Origin of the sequence: Micromonospora zamorensis (genome assembly GCF_900090275.1) — a bacterium.
Classification (GTDB): Bacteria; Actinomycetota; Actinomycetes; order Mycobacteriales; family Micromonosporaceae; genus Micromonospora; species Micromonospora zamorensis.
This window is the reverse complement of sequence record NZ_LT607755.1, coordinates 1,366,370-1,382,941: the sequence shown is the minus strand read 5'-3', so window position 1 is coordinate 1,382,941 and position 16,572 is coordinate 1,366,370. Positions and strand designations below refer to the sequence as shown.

Below are 16,572 nucleotides of genomic sequence, written 5' to 3'. Positions count from 1 at the left end.
GAGCAGGGCGGTAGGAGAGGCAACCGATGGATCCGTTGAGCACCCTGTGGGAAACCTTCTTCGACTGGGAGGCGATGGGCGAGGCGCTGCCCGAGATGCTGACCGTCGGGCTGCCCAACACGCTGATCCTGGCGGTCTCCGCCGCCCTGCTCGGCTCGGTGCTGGGCCTGCTGCTGGCCGTCGCCGGAATCTCCCGCAGCCGGTGGCTGCGCTGGCCGGCGCGGGTCTACACCGACGTGTTCCGTGGCCTGCCGGCCGCGGCCACGATCCTGCTGATCGGCGTCGGGCTGGCCCCGCTGGGCATGCAGGTCTGGGGACCGGACCCCTACCCGCTGGGGATCCTGGCGCTGTCGCTCATCGCCGCCGCGTACATCGGGGAGATCTTCCGCTCCGGCATCCAGTCGGTGGAGGCCGCCCAGTTGGAGGGTGCCCGTGCTCTCGGCTTCTCCTGGTCCGACTCGATGCGGCTGGTGATCATCCCGCAGGGCATCCGGCGGGTGCTGCCGGCCTGGGTCAACCAGCTCATCGCGCTGATCAAGGACTCCAGTCTGGTCTACTTCCTCGGGCTGGTGGCCAGCCAGCGGGAGCTGTTCCGGATCGGGCAGGACTACGCGGCCACCACCGGCAACGAGTCGGCGCTGCTGCTGGCAGGGGTGTTCTACCTGGCGCTGACCGTCCCGCTGACGCACGTCGTCAACTGGATCGACCGACGGCTGCGCAACGGTCGGCCGGTCGCCGCGCCGACAGACGAGGACGACGAAGACACCACCCCGGCGTACGCCCCGACCGAAGGAGACCGGCGATGAGCACCGACACGACCTCGGTCAGCCTCGACGTCCGCGACGTGCACCTCGCCTTCGGGCCGAACCGGGTGCTGCGCGGCGTCGACCTCACGGTGCCGCGCGGAGCAACAGCCTGCGTGATCGGCCCGTCCGGGTCGGGCAAGTCCACACTGCTGCGCACCATCAACCGGCTGATCGAGCCGGACCGTGGCGACGTGTTGCTGGACGGACGCAGCGTGCTGGGCGACGACCCGGACGCGCTGCGGCAGCGGGTCGGCATGGTGTTCCAGCAGTTCAACCTCTTCCCGCACATGAGCGTGCTGCGCAACGTCACCCTCGCGCTGCGCCGGCTCCGCAAGCTCGGCGAGGACGAGGCGGAGTCCGTGGCACGGGCCCAGTTGGAGCTGGTGGGGTTGGCCGGCAAGGCCAACTCCCGACCCGCTCAGCTCTCCGGCGGTCAGCAGCAGCGGGTCGCGATCGCCCGGGCGCTGGCACTTCGGCCCGAGGTGATGCTCTTCGACGAGGCCACCTCCGCGCTCGACCCGGAGCTGGTCAAGGGCGTCCTCGCGGTGATGGCCGACCTGTCCGCCGCTGGCATGACCATGGTGGTGGTCACCCACGAGATGGGCTTCGCCCGGCAGGTCGCCGACACCGTGGCCTTCATGGACCGGGGCGTGGTGCTGGAGGCCGGTCCGCCCGGGCAGGTCTTCGAGCGGGCCGAGCATCCTCGGCTGCGCCGCTTCCTCGCCCAGGTGCTCTGAGCCGACCGGGAGCAGGGGCGCAGGTCTTCACTCGTTGGGTCCGCGGCCCAGCAGCCGGATCTCCTCGTTGTCCAGCGCAGCTTGGAGCTCCTGAAGCACGAGATCGTCGATCTCCCGGTTGTCCCGCAGTCGGGTGACCTCCCGACGCTTGTGGGCGAGGACCCCGAGGCGCAGCCTGCGTTCCAGCCGGCGCTCCTCGGCCGTGCTCCCGCCACTCTCGTTGAGGTCCGCCAGATGCCGCTGGTACTCGGCTTCCAACCTCTGCACCGCCTCCTGCTGGGCGCCGATCTCGGCGGCGACCCGGGGAAGAGCGGCCAGGCCCACCTCCGTGGCCCGCCGCCGGGCGTTGCGGGTCTCGTCGACGCGTTCCGGGTCGCCGGTCAGCCGGGCCCAGCGCACCACCAGCGGCAGGGTGGTGCCCTGAATGAGCATGATCAGCACGATCACCAGCGCGGTGACGAAGATGATCAGGTCTCGTTCGACCACCGGTCGACCGGAGGCCGTCATCGTCGGGACGGCCAGGGCCGCAGCGAGCGACACGGCGCCCCGGAAACCGGCCCAGCCGGCGACTGTTCCCACTCGCCAGCTCGACGGCCCCTGGCTCGGGTCGAGAATCCGGCGGCGCCGCAACTTCGCGACCTGCGCGGTCAGGTAGACGAATGCCAGGCGGGTGCCTACGACGGCCAGGGTGACCATCACCACGATCAGCAGAGCCCGCTGGGCCGAGGTGCTGGTGATGCCCCGGACCGCGCGAGGAATCTGCGTGCCGAGCAGGACGAACAGACCGCCGTTGATCAGGAACGTGGACAGGTCCCAGAACGCGTACGCCAGCACCCGGGACCGGGCGCGGATCACCCGGGGGCCGGCATAGGCCAGCACCAGGCCGGCGACCACCACCGCCAGCACACCGCTGGCGTGCACCGAGTCGGCGAGCAGGAAGGCACCGAACGGTGTCAGCACGCTGAGCGCGCCCTCGCGCAGCGGATCGTCGAGCCGTTTGCGGATCAGCACCACGGCGGCCCCCACCAGCAGACCGGCGACCACCCCACCGACGCTGGCACCGACGAACTCCTCCCCGATGCCCAGCACGCCCGGCTCCGCGCTCTGGCTGAGCAGACCCACGGCCACGGCGAAGACCACCAGCGCGGTGCCGTCGTTGATCAGGCTCTCCGCGTGCAGAGTGGTGAGAAGCTTCCGGGGCAGCCGTTTGGCGAGACCGGTGACCGCCGCCGCGTCGGTCGGGGCGAGGACCGCGCCGAGCACCCAGGCGGCGGCGGGGTTCACCCCGAACGCCTGCGCGGTCAACGACACCGTGACCATGGTGAGCACCACCAGGACCACGGCCAGCAGCCCGATCACCGGCAGGTTGGCCCGGATCTCGCGCAGGCTGATGGTGAGGCTCTCCCGGTACAGGATCGCCGGCAGGAAGATCAGCAGCACCAGGTCGGGCTCCAGGGTCACCTCGGACAGCGGCGGCGTCAGGCCGAGCAGCACCCCGAACGCGATGAGCAGGACCGGCGGGGCGACCCGGTACCGACCGCCGAGGGTCGTGCCGATCAGGACGGTCGCGCCCAGCACCACGATCAGGACGAGCACCTCCACGGCGTACCCCCTTGATCGACGGCCGACGGTGGACGCGCCGGTGGTTCCATCTGACCGCACCCGCCGCGGGGTTCCGACGCGAATCGGCAAGTCGCCGCCGGCAGCCGGCGGCGGTCAGGGCGCGGGGGTGACGGCGCGGGCCCGGGCGGTCAGGGCGCCGGCGTGGCGGCGCGGGCCCGGGCGGTGACCGCGCGGGCGGCGCGGCGGTGCGCGGCCGCTTCCTCGTCGCGGCCCAGCGCGTCGGCCAGGGCGGCGAGGTGCCCGGCCACCGGGCCGACGGTGAGCACCCCACTGCCGGCGGCCAGTTCATCCGCCGCCGGGAGCAGCTCGACGTAGACCCGTTCCATCGTGACCCGGTCTCCGAGGGCGTGCGCCGCCCGGCCGACGAGGCAGAGCCGCGCCTCCCGCAGCAGATCGTGCGGCCCGTCCGGAAGAGTCCGCAGGGCCGCCTCGGCAGCGTCCCGGTCACCGTCGGCGAGCAGCAGCAACGGCCGGACCCACGGCTCGTGCGGCCCCCAGTCCAGATCCGCCCACCCGGCGCCGCCCGGCCTGTCTGCCCAGCCGGCGCCGCCCGGCCCGTCCGCCCAGCCCGCATCGCCGGGTCCGGGGATCGGCTGGTCCGGGCTGGCGTGCGGCCGGTCACCGCCGACGGCCTCGGCGAGCCGCAGGCCGAGCAGGGCGAGCGGGAGCAACCCGCGGGTCAGACCCGGCATGCCGTCGGCGCTCAGCCGGTCGGCAGCCAACCGGTACGCGTCCGCCGCCGCGGCCGGGTCGCCGTCCAGAGCCAGGCGCAGTGCCGCGTACCAGCTGGTGAAGACGCCGACCAGCGGCAGTTCGTACCGTTCGGCGAGGCGGTCGGCGGCGCGGGCGTGCGCGTCGGCAGCGGGCCGGTCGGCCAGCGCGCAGTGTGCCTGGACCAGGACGAGGTGACCGAGCACCTCGAAGGTCACCAGCCGGTGCCGGGCCGCCAGGTCGACCAGTTCGGCGCCGATCCGGGCCCGTTCTGCGGCCAGGCCGACGCGGTCGAAGGAGTGCATGAAGCGGGCGTTGAGCGCGAAGGCCAGCAGCCCCGGGTCACCGACGGTCCGGGCGATCGTCTCGGCCTCGTGCGCCGCACGGCGCCCCCGGTCGGTGGTGGTGCCGCGCAGCTCCAGCGCGAGGGTGCTCAGCAGCCGGCTGCGCCGAGCCGAACCGGTCGGGCCGAGAGCGGTCAGGGCGTGCTCGGCAGCGCGGACGATGTGCCCGGAGAGCAGGTCGTCGTCGTTGCGCGTCCAGATGGCGGGCACGTCGAAGCCGGCCAGCACCTCCTCGATCAGCAGCGGATCGCCGACGGACTCGGCGGCGGCGATCGCCTCGGCACGCCGTCGCCGCGCCTCGGCCAGCCGACCCGTCACGGCCAGCGCGCGTCCCAGACCGAGCAACGCCGTCAACCGCTCGCGCTGCTCGCCCGCACCAGCGCGGTCGTACGCCTCGATCGTCTGCCCCCACAGGCGGGCGGCCTCGTGCGGGTTACCGCCCCGTTCGGCCTGCTCGGCGGCTGTGCGGGCGTACGCCGCAGCGCGTCCGGCGGCGACCGGTCCGCCGGCGCGGAGCAGGTGGTGCGCGAGCGCGGCGGGCTCGACGGGCTCCCGTTGTCGCAGCACCTCGGCGACGGCCGCGTGCCAGGCGGCGCGGCGCGGCGTGGACAGGTCGGCGTAGAGCGTGTCGCGGACCAGGATGTGGGTGAAGCGCAGCCGCCCGTCGGGTTCCCGCTCGGTGAGGAAGCCGGCCTGAAGGGCGCGGTCGACGGCGTCCAGCAGGGCGGTGGGGTCACCGGCCAGCGCATCGAGCACCTCCGGGTCGAGGTCCCGGCCGAGCACGGCTGCCTGCCGCAGCATTGTACGCGTCGGCGTGGGTAGCTGCGCCAACCGGTGCCGGATCACGTCGCGCACCCCGGGCGGCACCGCGGCCAGCGCGGCCTCCCCCTCGCTCGCGTACAACTGGGCCAGTTCCCGGACGAAGAACGGGTTGCCGCCGCTGCGATCGTGGATCAACCGGGCGGTGGCCGGGTCCAGTGCCGCACCGACGACGGCTCGGGCCAACTCGTCGGTCGCCGACACGGGCAGGCCGGCGAGATACTCCCGGATCGGCTCCAGCCCGGCGGCGCGGGCCAGGGCGGCGGTCAGCTCGGGGCTGATCTCGGTGGCTCGGTAGGTGCCGAGGATCAAGACCGGCCCGGTGGCCGGCTGCGGGCCGGTGAGCAGGGCGGTCAGCAGGTCCAGGGTGTCGCCGTCGGCGCGGTGCAGGTCGTCGAGGACCAGCAGCACCGGCCCGCGGTCGGCGACCGCCGAGACCAGTGACGCCACCGCACGGTGTCGGCGAAAGCGCGTCCCGGCGGGGTCACCCGAGCCATCGTCGGCAACAAGGCCATCGGCCGGTCCGGCGAGCGCGTCGGTGATCTGGGTCCACGGCCAGGCCGGCGGCGCGCCCTCGTACTCCGGGCTGCGTCCCCATGCCGTGGTCCAGCCCTCGGCGGCGAGCCGCTCGGTGAGGGTCTCGGCCATCGCGGTCTTGCCGGCCCCCGGGTCGCCGCTGAGCAGCGCGAGGGTGGGTTCGCGGCGGCGGGACGCGGCCTCGGCGGCCTGCCGCAGGCGATCCAGCTCGGTGTCCCGACCGACGAACGGGCGCTGCCGCGCCGGACCCGGTTCGACGGGTCGCACGGGGCTGGGGGTGGCGGCGTCGTCGAGGGCCGGGGTGAGGTGCGGCGCCTGGGCCAGGATGTCGGCTTCCAACCGGCGCAGCTCGGGCCCGGGGTCCACGCCCAGCTCGGTCACCAGGGCGTGTCGCGCCTCGCGCAGCGCGGCCAGCGCGTCGCCCTGTCGCCCGGCGCGGTAGCGGGCCACCGCGAGCAACCGCCAGGCATCCTCGCGCAGCGGATAGCTGGCCAGGTGGGCCGGCAGGTCGGCGGCGGCCTCGTCGGGCCGCCCCAATGCCAGCAGCACCTCCGCGCGCCGCTCGACGGCCAGCATCCGCAACTCGTCCAGCCGGTTGATCTCGGCGATCGCCCAGGGCTCGTTGGCGCAGTCCGCGTACGCGGGCCCGCGCCAGAGCCGCATTGCCCCGTCGAGCGTCGCCAGGGCCGGCGCGGGACGTCCCGCCGCCAGCAACCGGCCCGCCTCGCCGACGGCCGCCTCGAACTGCCCGGCGTCCACCGCGTCCGGGGCGGCCCGCAGCACGTACCCGGGTAGCTCGGTGACCAGGATCCGGGGCGGCTGCCGGGGTGGTCGGTCGGGCTCCAGGGCCCGGCGCAGGTCGGCGACGAAGGTGCGGATGGCGCCCACCGCGCCGTCGGTTGCGACCTCCCACAGGTCGTCGACGAGACGTTCCACCGGCACCACCCGCCCGTGGGCGATCAGCAGCCGCGCCAGCACCAGGCGCTGCCGGTGCCCGCGCAGCGGGGCCGGGCCACGCGCGGTCACGGCGGTCACCGGCCCGAGAACGCCGAAGGTCACCGCGTCCGATGCCGTCGGTTGCCTGGTCATGGCATCAATCTAGGCGCGCCGGGCGGACCGCACTGACTCGGCACTGATCGCCTGCTGATCACCACCGCGCAGGCTCGACCAGGTACGACGGCGAGGGCCACCGCCCCTGCCGGCACCGCTCACCAGGAAGGTTTCCCGTGGACCCCAGGATCAACGGATTCGACTACCGCCGTGTGACAGTCGCCGACGGTGTGACGCTCAACGTCGCCGTGGGCGGCTCCGGGCCGGCGATCGTGCTGCTGCACGGCTTTCCGCAGACCCACCTCATGTGGCGGCACGTCGCGGCCGACCTGGCCGCCGACCACACGGTCATCTGCCCCGACTTGCGGGGCTACGGCGACAGCGACAAGCCCCTCGACCCCGACGGCGACGGGTACGCCAAGCGCACCCTCGCCGCCGACGTCGTGGCGCTGGCTGCCGCGCTCGGCCACCAACGGTTCGCGTTGGCCGGCCATGACCGTGGTGCCCTGGTCGCGTTCCGCGCCGGTCTCGACCACCCGGAGGCGATCAGCCATCTCGCGCTGCTCGACGTGGTGCCCACCCTTGACACGTGGGAGGTGCTGCACGGCACCTCCGCCGCCGTCGCGTTCCACCTGTACCTGATGGCACAGCCGCCCGGTCTGCCGGAAGCGCTGATCGGCGGCAGCCCGGACGCCTTCTTCGGCCATTTCCTGGACGTCTGGACCCGTGATCCGGAGGCGATGCCGGCGGACGTCCGGGCGGAGTACCTGCGCGCGTCCCGGGAGGCGGTCACCTCGATCGTCGCCGACTACCGGGCGTCGGCCGGGATCGACGTCGCTCACGACACCGCCGACCGGGAGGCCGGCAACCAGCTGCGGGTGCCGGTGACCGTGCTCCAGCAGGACTGGGGTGCCGCGCTGGGCTACGACGCGGCCGCGGTGTGGCGCGCCTGGGCTCCGGATCTGGAGCATCGGACGGTCACCTGCGGGCACTTCATGGCGGAGGAGGCACCCGCCGAGGTGGTCCGGGCGCTGCGGGCGCTGCTCGCCCGCTGACCAATCGGCGACCCGATCGCACCATCGTTACCCTCGGCAAGATATCCGACACTCTTCGTCACCGAGGTCGCGGTGTGGTCGGGTCGCTGCGCTCCGGGCGACCCGACACGGTCGAATCCGGCCCGAAATGGGCTTTGACCTGCGGTAACACGACGTTGCACCTGGTGGACGACAACCGGTCATCGGTGCTACACAGGCAGATATCGGCAGCCAACGACGGCGAGTCGCAGTTTTCTCGCTCAACGACCGTCCACAGGCAGCGCACCAACGGGCTACGCCGCACGGAACCGCCGCTCCACAGTCGCGACCCCCCGAACGGCACCGGCCCACCGGCCGCTGCTGGACGCCGGTCCTCGACCAAGGAGTTGCCGTGGGAAACCTCCGTATCCGATCCCGCCACCAGCCGTACGAAATCGCTGTCCTGGCCGCGGCACCCGTCTGTGGCGTGCTGATGATGACCCTCGAGGTCCGGCCGACCTCCGTGCAGACGGCCATGCCGGCGCCCATCCAGGTCGCCTGGGAGCTGGGTCTCATCGCGGTGGGTGTGGGCGGGCTGATGGGCATCGTGTGGCCCGGCCGGCTCTCCACCGGGTTGGGCATCGAACTCGCGTCCGTGCTGGTGCTCGGCACGATCACCGGCATGTACGCGGTGGCCGTGGTGGCCATGTCGGGCCGCCAGTCCATCGTCGCGACGTCGTTCGTCATCGCGGTGACGATCGGGTCGCTCTGGCGGGCGGCGCAGATCGCCGTCGACCTGCGCCGCCTGGTGCGGGCCTGCGAGATCGTGGGCTACGAAAAGGTGCCGGCAGGTGCCACGTGAGTAGCTCCCCGCCTCCAGTCGCACCGCACTGGGTGCAGATGGCGCTCAGTGTGCTCGCCATCCTCGGCGGAGGCACCGGCCTGGCCGCGATCGCCACCGTGGTGGTGCAGCGGGGCAAGTTCAGGGCCGACGCCGCCGACACCCTCACCGAGGCCGCCCTCACCCTGGTGCAGCCGTTGCAGTCCCGGATCACCCAGTTGGAGGGCGAGGCGCTCAGCGCACGATCCGAGCTGGGCGTGCTCCGTGAGCAGGTCAACAAGTTGCAGTTCGCGGTCCGGGTGCTCACCCGGACGCTGGACCGCTGGCGGGCCGCGATCCGGGCGCCCGACGCCACCCTGCGCAAGGTCCGAGCCATGGTGGCGGAGACCGATCGTTCACCCGAGGATCCCTGAACAGCACCGGACCTCGCACTGCCCGGCCAGGAAGCCTCAGTCACCGCGACGGAGGCGCGCCGCGAGTTCGCTCATCGCCGCCCGGAAGTCGGGATCGGACTCGCCCGGATGGTGCCCCCGCACCGGTGGCGGACGGCGCTCCCCGGGAGGAGGCAGCAGGCCCTGTGGGTCCCGCAACCGCCGGTCGACCCGGCCGGCCGGGTCGGCGGGGTCCGGAGGCGGATCGCCGGGCCGGTGCGGGGCGAAAATCCAACCACCGACGGGGTCGGTGTCCCGCCAGAGGTTGAGCCACCGCCACTCGACACGGTCCCCCACCGCGCGGAGCACCGTCTCGTTGAGATAGGCCGGAAAGAGCCGGGCGTACAGGCGGTCCAGCGGCGACCCGTAGGTGAGCAGGACGACGCGCTGGCGTACCCGCGGGGGCAGCCGCAGCACCGCGAGGGCGAGCAGCACCGACCCGTGGCTGTGCCCGCAGAGCAGCACCCCGTCGTGCCGCTCGGTCAGGTGGGTGATCCGGTCGGCCAGCTCCGGCACCGCCCGGTCGGCGTAGCTCGGCGGTGCGAACGGGTGCGCGGCCCGGGGCCAGAAGGTCCCCAGGTCCCACAGGATGCCGACGTGCCGGCGGAACCACGCCGTGCGGTAGGCGAACACGCCTCCGAGGATCAGGGCCACCAGCACCGCGGCGACGAGATAACTGCCCAGGGCTAGACCCATGCCGACGGCCCCGGCTGGCAGCCCGAGGACACGCCACGCCAGTTGGTCCGGTGCCAGGTCGGTCAGCCTCAACAGGCTCGTGGCCAGACCGATCACCGAGAGGGCCGCGTACGTGATCGCGAGGAGTCCCAGCCACTCGACGAACCGCGCGCGGGCGACCGCCCTCGTCACCTGGCGCAGCCGCTCGGCGCCCTCCGGCCCCACCGCCGGGAAGTCGCGGGCGGTGATCGCCGCCGCCGCCCGCCACCGGCGGCGTCGCGACAGGAGGGTCAGCCCACCGCACAACATCACGCCCGCGATGACGTGCACGAAGAAGGCCAACAGCGTCCACTGGTACGGCAGCGGCGGCCCACCGTCGCCGCGGTAGCCGCCGAGCAGGTTGCCGCTCTGGTAGACGAGGTTGGCGGCGAACGCGCTGCCGAGGCCGACCGCGATGGCCGCGACCACCGCCGCGCCCAGCCCTCGCGGCAGCGCGTTGCGGCGGCCTCCCCGGCCCTGGTGCCACAGCACCAGCCCGCTCAGCGCCACCAGCAGCGTCATCTGCGTGAGCAGCGCCCAGTTCACGACCTCGTCGTAGCCCGGCAGCCCGTCCGACGACGGCCAGGGGCGCTCGTCGAGGGCGACGGCGACGAGGGTGGCCACGCTCAGAGCAACGGCCACCGCGCCCACCGTGCTGGCGGTCCGGGTGACCATCCGCATGGTCGCCGCCCGGTCCAGCAGGCCGGGGACGGCGAGCAGAACGGCGCAGACCGGCAGCACCGCCGCGCTGAGCGTCAGCAGCACCGTCGTCGAGGCCGTCGCACCGCCGGCGGTCCGGGCCACGAGCAGCATCAGGTTGAGCACCGCGAGCGCGGCGGCGACGTGGACCGCGCGCAGCCGTCCCACCATCGGCTCGACGGCCCACAACGGGTTGCCGGCCGGACGGGGCCGACGGGTGCCCAGCAGCCGGAGGAAGGCGACGGCGGCGATCGGCAGCAAGGCGAGCACCGCCAACCGCGGCCCGACCTCCCGTCCGTCCAACCCCGCCATGGTGTCGAAGGGACCACGGCACCGGGCCGCGCCCAGACACCGCCAGGCGAGCAGGTCGAGGGCCACCCCGCCGATGGACACCACGTACAACACCGTGAGGTTCAGGGCGAGGAGCCGGCACAGCACGGTGACCCCGGCGCCGCTGCGACGGTCGGTCGGCCGCATCCACACCGCCACGTTGCTGAGCATGAACGGCAACAGGAAGACCAGCGAGAGCGTCCGGGCCACGGTGCCCGAGGGCAGGTCACCCCACCGGTACGCCTCCAGCGTCACACCGTCGGGCTCGGCGTCCTCCGATTCGGCGGCGCGGTGGAAACCACCGCTGTCGTCACCCGCGACCTGCCGGACGTGCGCCCGACCGAGGACCTGCTCCGGTCGCGCCCCCGACACGCCGTGGACCCGCAACTCCACGACGTCGTGCCGACCGGGCCGCTGCTGGTGCGGCGTGTCATCCATCGGCGCGTCGTACTCAGCGGCCGGTGGTGCCAACGCGATGAGAGATCAGGTCCGACGCGACATTCCAGAGCCGTTCGGCGTTACCCGGGTCGACGGCGTACGCGGCCACACCGGTGTAGTCGGCAGGGCGCTCGGTGACGACCGCCGCCTCGGCGCAGTCCTCGAAGTAGCGACCGCCCACGCCGTCCAGCAACGGGGACGCGGCGAGCAGCACCGAGGTGGCGGCACCCTGCTGCGGGGTCTTCTGCCGTTCCTTGGGCGTACGCAGCCCGCCGGTGTGCTTCTGCAACCCGGTGGCGATCGCGCCCGGGTTGAGCGCGTTGGCGTGGATGCCCTCACCGGACCAGCGGCGGGTCGCCTCGACCGCGAGCAACGCCTCGGCGCTCTTGGACTGCCCGTACGCGAGCAGCGGGTCGTAGGGCCGGAACGCGAAGTGCAGGTCGTCGAAGATCACCGGAGAGAAGAGGTTCCCGCTGGAGCTGACCGACACCACCCGGGCGCCACCGGCCGCGGCGAGGGCGTCGTGCAGACCGACGGTCAGGGCGAAGTGCCCCATGAAGTTGGTGGCGAACTGCATCTCCCAGCCCTCGGCGGTGCGCTCCAACTCGGGCAGCGCCATGATCCCCGCGTTGTTGACCAGGATGTGCAGGGGCTGGTCCCAGCCGGCGACGAACCGGCGTACCGAGTCCTGGTCGGCCAGGTCCAGCTCGCGGGCGCTGACCCGGTCCGCACCGATGCTGGCGGCGATGTCGGCAGCGGCCTGCTCGCCGGCGGCGACCCGGCGTACCCCGAGCACCACCTCGGCGCCGGCGGCGGCGAGCGAACGGGCCGTCTCGACGCCGATGCCGGCGGCGCCTCCGGTGATGACGGCCCGCTTGCCGGTCAGGTCGACACCGGCGAGAACCTCGTCGGCGGTCGAGGCGAAACCGAAGGGAGTGCTGATCCGAGTTGTCATTGCTGTCCCGTCTCTCGATCACGCTTACCCCGACACTGTCACCCAGGCGGCCGGTGCCAGCCGGATCCCTGCTTTTCCTGGGACTGGCAGGACCAGGATGGGCACCGGTGGCGGCTCCTACGATGAGCGGGTGAGCACAGCCGGCCCGCTGGGCGAATACCTGCGTGCCCGGCGCGAGCTGATCAGGCCGGGTGACGTCGGGCTGCCCGCGCACGGCCGTCGGCGGGTGCCCGGCCTGCGGCGCGAGGAGGCTGCCCTGCTCGCCGGCATCAGCGTCGACTACTACCTGCGGTTGGAGCAGGGCCGCGACCGGCACCCGTCGACGCAGGTGCTGGATTCCCTGGCCCGCGCACTGATGCTGGACGCGGAGGCCGCGGCACACCTGTACGGCCTGGCCCGGCCGGCGCCGGCCCGTCCGGCTGCGCGCCGGCAGGAGCGGGTGCCCCTGGGCATCCGGCAGTTGGTCGGCTCGTGGAGCGAGACCCCCGCCTTCGTGCACGGGCGACACCTGGACGTGCTCCTCGCCAACCCCGTCGCGACCGCGCTGGCACCGATCTTCACGGCCGGGGTGAACCTCCTGCGCGCGGTCTTCCTGGACCCGAGCGTGCCGGCGCTCTACCCGGCCCTGACGGCCGTCGCGGCCAACGCGGTGGCCGGCCTGCGCGCACAGGTCGGCGCCGAGGTGGACGATCCCCGGCTCACCGAGCTGGTCGAGGAGCTGACGGCCGGCAGCGAGCGGTTTCGGCGGTTGTGGGCCCGACACGACGTCACCGTTCGCGCGGGCGGCGGTCTACGGGTGTTCCGGCATCCGCAGGTGGGCGAGCTGGAGCTGCGCTACGAGAAGTTCACCATCAGCGGCACCACCCAGTCGCTGGTCGTCTACCACGCCGAGCCGGGTGGCCCGTCGGCGCGCTCGCTCGCCCGGCTGGCGCGAAGCGCGGCGGGCGCGGCAGCGGACAGCGACGGATCAGGCTAGCTCCGCGGCGCCGGTCACCGGCTGGCCGCCCGCTCGGCGACCACCACCGAGATCCCGTCGAGGACGCGTTGCAGACCGAACTCGAAGGCGTACTCCGGGCCGTACGCGGCACCGTGCTGCTGACCGGCCGCGGTGCCGACGCGGGAGGCGATCGGATAGCTGCCGGCCGTCATGAACGTCTCCAGCCAGGGCGCGTGCGACTGCCACCACTGGCCGTCGGTCATGCCGGACTGGCGCTCCAGGTCGACCACCTCGGAGGCGGCCCGCGCCGCGCTCTTCACGTGGCCGAGGAGGAGCGTGAGCACCGCGTCCATCTCGACGTCGCTGAGACCGATGTCGACGACCGCGCCGAGCTCGTAGTCGTACTTGGCCAGCAGGTGCGGGCCGAGCACCGGTCGGGTCGTCTCGGCCCGCAGCATCCAGGGATGCCGCTGGTAGAGCGCCAGGTTGTCGCGGGCGATCCGCTCCAGCCGGGCCCGCCAGTCACCCTCGACAGCGGGTCGCGGCATCTCGCCGTACGCGGTGTCGACCATGACGTCCACGAGTTCGGCCTTGCCCGGCACGTACGTGTAGACCGACATGGTGCCGACGCCCAGCGCCTCGCCGACGCGTCGCATGGTCAACGCGTCGAGACCCTCCGCGTCGGCGATGTCGATCGCGGCCCGGACGATCCGGTCGACGCTGAGGCCGGGCCCGGCGCTGCGGCTGGTCGGCTCCCGGGTGCGCCAGAGGATGGCCAGGCTGCGGGCCGGGTCCGCGGTCGCCTTGCGCTCACTCGCCATGGTGCGGCCATCCTAACAACGCGGGCGTACGACGTACGCCGCGCGGCGCCCCGCACCCCGGCCCTGCCGGCGGTCACTCGGCCGCCGGGGGCACCGACCGCAACCAGCGGTAACCCGCGCCGAGCGTGGCCGCGAAGGCGATCACCACGGCGTACGACCAGGCGTCCCCACCCGCGCTCAGATCACCGAAGCGGTTGGCCAGGAAGCCGACGAAGGTCGCCATGCCCAGCCCGGTCACCGCGACGACCGCGCGAAGATCGGCCACCACCGCCGCGTACGCCCCGGCGACAACAGACATGACCAGCGTCCGAGCGGGCAGCTCGGCCGGGGAGAACAGCGCCCCGGCGAGCAGCGCGGCGCCGATCAGCACCGTCCAACCGATCGCCACGCTCACCCCGGTCGGGGTCGACCCGCCGACCATGGCGGTCTTCTGCTCCTGATCGACAACCACAGCACGCCTCCGGCGAGGGCGGAGACCCGTACCTCGGGCCCACTGAAGGCAATGACACAGCGACGGGGGCGCCGCCGGCCAGGGCTTTCACGCTTCCGCTACGCGGATCGGCGCGATCGTGACGCCGCTTTGACGCGCAACGGCCAGCGCGCCCGGGTCAGCTGGCCTCGCGGTCGTCGGACAGCGCCGCACGGCCGTTCGGTGGGTAGTGCTGGGCATACCCCGGAAAGTGGATCTGGACGGCTGGGGCGCGTGGTCGTCCCCGATTAGCGTCTCTGGCATGACCCCGGAAAGCCCTTCTCACCTGGCCAGGGCGCTGCGTCGCCGCGACTGGCTGGTCTCCGCCTGGCCATGGCGGGCGCTGGCCTATCTGGTCAGCACACTGCCGATCGCGGGCGTGCTCGCCGTCGGGCTGCTCGTCATCGGCGCGCCCCTCTTCGCCGCCCTCAACGCGCTGCTGCTGCACGGCCGGCCGCCAAGCATCCCGCTCATGCTGTTCCTGGCGGTCGGCAGTCTCACCCTGCTGGCGCTGGCGCCGCTGATGAGCTTCCCGGTGGCCGTCATCGAGCGGTGGCGGCTGGGGCTTGTCGACGGCCGGCCACTGCCCACGTCACCGTGGCCCGGCCTGGCCGCCCGTTACCGCAGCGCCGCCGGGTGGCGGGAGGTGGCGTACCTGTTCTGGCTCGGCGGGGTCGCCCCGGTCGCGTACTGGGTGTTCCTGGTGGTGGTGCTGCTCGACCTCGGGATGATCACCAGCCCCTGGCTGGCCGGCGACTCCAACCAGCCCGTCGTGATCTGGCAGCCGATCGACACCACCGGCGAAGCCATCCCGTACGCGATAGTGGGCGTGCTGCTGATCCCGGTGCTCTGGTACGCCGTCGGTCTGCTCGCCGCCGCCCAGGCCGCCGTGGCCCGGTGGGCGCTGACCTCGCCGGTCGACGCCGCGGCGCTGCGCGAGGTCGCCCGGTCCCGCACCCGGCTGGTCGGCGCGTACGAGGCCGAACGCCGCCGGATCGAACGGGACCTGCACGACGGCGCGCAGCCGCGACTGACCAGCCTCACCCTTCAGCTCGGCCTGGCCCGACTGGACGTACCCGAGGACTCCCCCGCCGCCCGGCCGCTCGCCGTGGCGCACGAGCAGGCCCGGGGCCTGATGGTGATGCTGCGCCAGTTGGTGCACGGCATCCGGCCGCAGAGCCTCACCGACCTCGGCCTGGCCGGCGCCGTACGCGAGTTGGCCGACGCGGCCACCGTCGCGGTCACCGTCCGCGCCGACCTCGACGACGAGCTACCGGAGATCGTCCAGACCACCGCGTACTTCGTGGTGTCCGAGGCTCTCGGCAACGTGGTCCGGCATGCCGGCGCGACCAGCGCGGACGTCCGTCTCACCCGGGCCGGTGGCGACCTCGTGGTCGAGGTGTCCGACAACGGCCGGGGCGGTGCCGACCCGACCCGGGGTACGGGCCTCACCGGTCTCGCCGACCGGGTCGCCGCAGTGGACGGACGGCTGTTGCTGTCCAGCCCGCCCGGCGGGCCTACCCTGGTCCGGGTGGAGCTGCCGTGCCGTCGCTGACCCGGGTGGTGCTCGCCGAGGACGAGGTGCTGCTGCGGGAGGGCCTGGTCGCGCTGCTGACCCGCTTCGACTTCACGGTCTGCGCCGCGGTCGGCTCCGCGCCGGACCTGCTCGACGCCGCCCGCGAGCACGAACCGGACCTGGTGCTGACCGACATCCGGATGCCGCCCGGCCGCCGCGACGACGGGCTGCGCGCAGCCGTCGCGTTGCGCGCCGAACGACCCCACCTCCCCGTCGTGGTGCTCAGCCAGTACGTGCAGACCGGGTACGCGGCGGCTCTGCTGGACAGCGGAGACGGCCAACGGGTGGGGTACCTGCTCAAGGACCGGGTCGCCGAGGTCACCGAGTTCGTCGACACGCTGCGCCGGGTCACGGCCGGTGGCACCGCCATCGACCCGGATGTGGTCCGGCAACTGCTGCACCGCCCCCGCGATCCGCTCGCCGCGCTGTCCGCCCGGGAGCGCGAGGTGCTGGCGCTGCTGGCCGAGGGCCGGTCGAACGCCTCGATCGCCCTCCGGCTGCACGTCACCGAGGCGGCGGTCGGCAAGCACGTCGGCAACATCCTGTTGAAGCTCGACCTGCCACCGAGCGACGACACCAACCGTCGGGTGCTGGCGGTGCTCACCTACCTGCGGGCCGACCCGGCGAGCTGACCAGCGTCGGGCCGAGATCGGGTCGGGCCGCTCGGGGCGATAGGTTTTCCTCAGCGGTACCGCCGCCACGTCGGGCGCGGACCAGGGAG

At 73.3% G+C, this 16,572-nt stretch carries 14 protein-coding genes; 8 read left to right on the top strand and 6 right to left on the bottom strand.

The features are described from left to right. The first annotated feature begins 26 nt into the window (after window positions 1–26). Complete coding sequence (locus GA0070619_RS06245; protein WP_088947182.1) at window positions 27–806, top strand: amino acid ABC transporter permease; 780 nt, start codon at window positions 27–29, stop codon at window positions 804–806. Beyond that, complete coding sequence (locus GA0070619_RS06240; protein WP_088947181.1) at window positions 803–1,543, top strand: amino acid ABC transporter ATP-binding protein; 741 nt, start codon at window positions 803–805, stop codon at window positions 1,541–1,543. The genes GA0070619_RS06245 and GA0070619_RS06240 overlap by 4 nt, the downstream gene beginning before the upstream one ends. A 27-nt stretch (window positions 1,544–1,570) precedes the next feature. On the opposite strand, the gene GA0070619_RS06235 is transcribed toward GA0070619_RS06240, so the two are convergent. Continuing rightward, window positions 1,571–3,145, bottom strand: coding sequence for a Na+/H+ antiporter (locus tag GA0070619_RS06235; RefSeq protein WP_088947180.1), 1,575 nt, complete (start codon window positions 3,143–3,145; stop codon window positions 1,571–1,573). 149 nt (window positions 3,146–3,294) lie between these two features. Then, window positions 3,295–6,666, bottom strand: a complete 3,372-nt coding sequence (locus GA0070619_RS06230) for an AfsR/SARP family transcriptional regulator (RefSeq protein ID WP_088947179.1) — start codon at window positions 6,664–6,666, stop codon at window positions 3,295–3,297. A gap of 137 nt (window positions 6,667–6,803) precedes the next feature. On the opposite strand from GA0070619_RS06230, the gene GA0070619_RS06225 reads away from it, so the two are divergent. The 3 genes from GA0070619_RS06225 to GA0070619_RS06215 all read left to right on the top strand — a co-directional run bounded on the left by GA0070619_RS06225 (window position 6,804) and on the right by GA0070619_RS06215 (window position 8,894). Further along, on the top strand, window positions 6,804–7,682 hold the full coding sequence (locus GA0070619_RS06225; RefSeq protein WP_088947178.1) for an alpha/beta fold hydrolase: 879 nt from the start codon (window positions 6,804–6,806) through the stop codon (window positions 7,680–7,682). A 370-nt stretch (window positions 7,683–8,052) separates the two neighbouring features. After that, the gene (locus GA0070619_RS06220) at window positions 8,053–8,502 is read left to right on the top strand and encodes a hypothetical protein (RefSeq protein WP_088947177.1); all 450 of its coding nucleotides are present in this window, start codon (window positions 8,053–8,055) and stop codon (window positions 8,500–8,502) included. After that, complete coding sequence (locus tag GA0070619_RS06215; RefSeq protein ID WP_088947176.1) at window positions 8,499–8,894, top strand: hypothetical protein; 396 nt, start codon at window positions 8,499–8,501, stop codon at window positions 8,892–8,894. Before GA0070619_RS06220 ends, GA0070619_RS06215 begins: the two co-directional genes overlap by 4 nt. A 36-nt stretch (window positions 8,895–8,930) precedes the next feature. Here the strand turns inward: GA0070619_RS06215 and GA0070619_RS06210 are convergent, their stop codons facing one another. Together GA0070619_RS06210 and GA0070619_RS06205 are read right to left on the bottom strand one after the other, a co-directional pair. Beyond that, the gene (locus tag GA0070619_RS06210) at window positions 8,931–11,093 is read right to left on the bottom strand and encodes a hypothetical protein (RefSeq protein ID WP_088951589.1); all 2,163 of its coding nucleotides are present in this window, start codon (window positions 11,091–11,093) and stop codon (window positions 8,931–8,933) included. Window positions 11,094–11,106: 13 nt separating this feature from the next. Next, window positions 11,107–12,048 (bottom strand): SDR family NAD(P)-dependent oxidoreductase, encoded by a 942-nt coding sequence (locus tag GA0070619_RS06205; RefSeq protein WP_088947175.1) that lies wholly within the window; start codon window positions 12,046–12,048, stop codon window positions 11,107–11,109. A gap of 130 nt (window positions 12,049–12,178) precedes the next feature. Between GA0070619_RS06205 and GA0070619_RS06200 the strand changes: the two genes are divergently transcribed. Continuing rightward, complete coding sequence (locus GA0070619_RS06200) at window positions 12,179–13,024, top strand: helix-turn-helix transcriptional regulator (protein WP_088951588.1); 846 nt, start codon at window positions 12,179–12,181, stop codon at window positions 13,022–13,024. A gap of 14 nt (window positions 13,025–13,038) precedes the next feature. Here the strand turns inward: GA0070619_RS06200 and GA0070619_RS06195 are convergent, their stop codons facing one another. Further along, the gene (locus GA0070619_RS06195; protein ID WP_088947174.1) at window positions 13,039–13,806 is read right to left on the bottom strand and encodes a TetR/AcrR family transcriptional regulator; all 768 of its coding nucleotides are present in this window, start codon (window positions 13,804–13,806) and stop codon (window positions 13,039–13,041) included. 73 nt (window positions 13,807–13,879) lie between these two features. Beyond that, window positions 13,880–14,257: a hypothetical protein gene (locus GA0070619_RS33295; protein WP_210924966.1), complete on the bottom strand. Its 378-nt coding sequence runs from the start codon at window positions 14,255–14,257 to the stop codon at window positions 13,880–13,882. Window positions 14,258–14,537: 280 nt separating this feature from the next. On the opposite strand from GA0070619_RS33295, the gene GA0070619_RS06185 reads away from it, so the two are divergent. Next, window positions 14,538–15,830: a sensor histidine kinase gene (locus GA0070619_RS06185; RefSeq protein ID WP_088947173.1), complete on the top strand. Its 1,293-nt coding sequence runs from the start codon at window positions 14,538–14,540 to the stop codon at window positions 15,828–15,830. Continuing rightward, complete coding sequence (locus tag GA0070619_RS06180; protein WP_088947172.1) at window positions 15,818–16,483, top strand: response regulator transcription factor; 666 nt, start codon at window positions 15,818–15,820, stop codon at window positions 16,481–16,483. The genes GA0070619_RS06185 and GA0070619_RS06180 overlap by 13 nt, the downstream gene beginning before the upstream one ends. Window positions 16,484–16,572 lie beyond the last annotated feature (89 nt).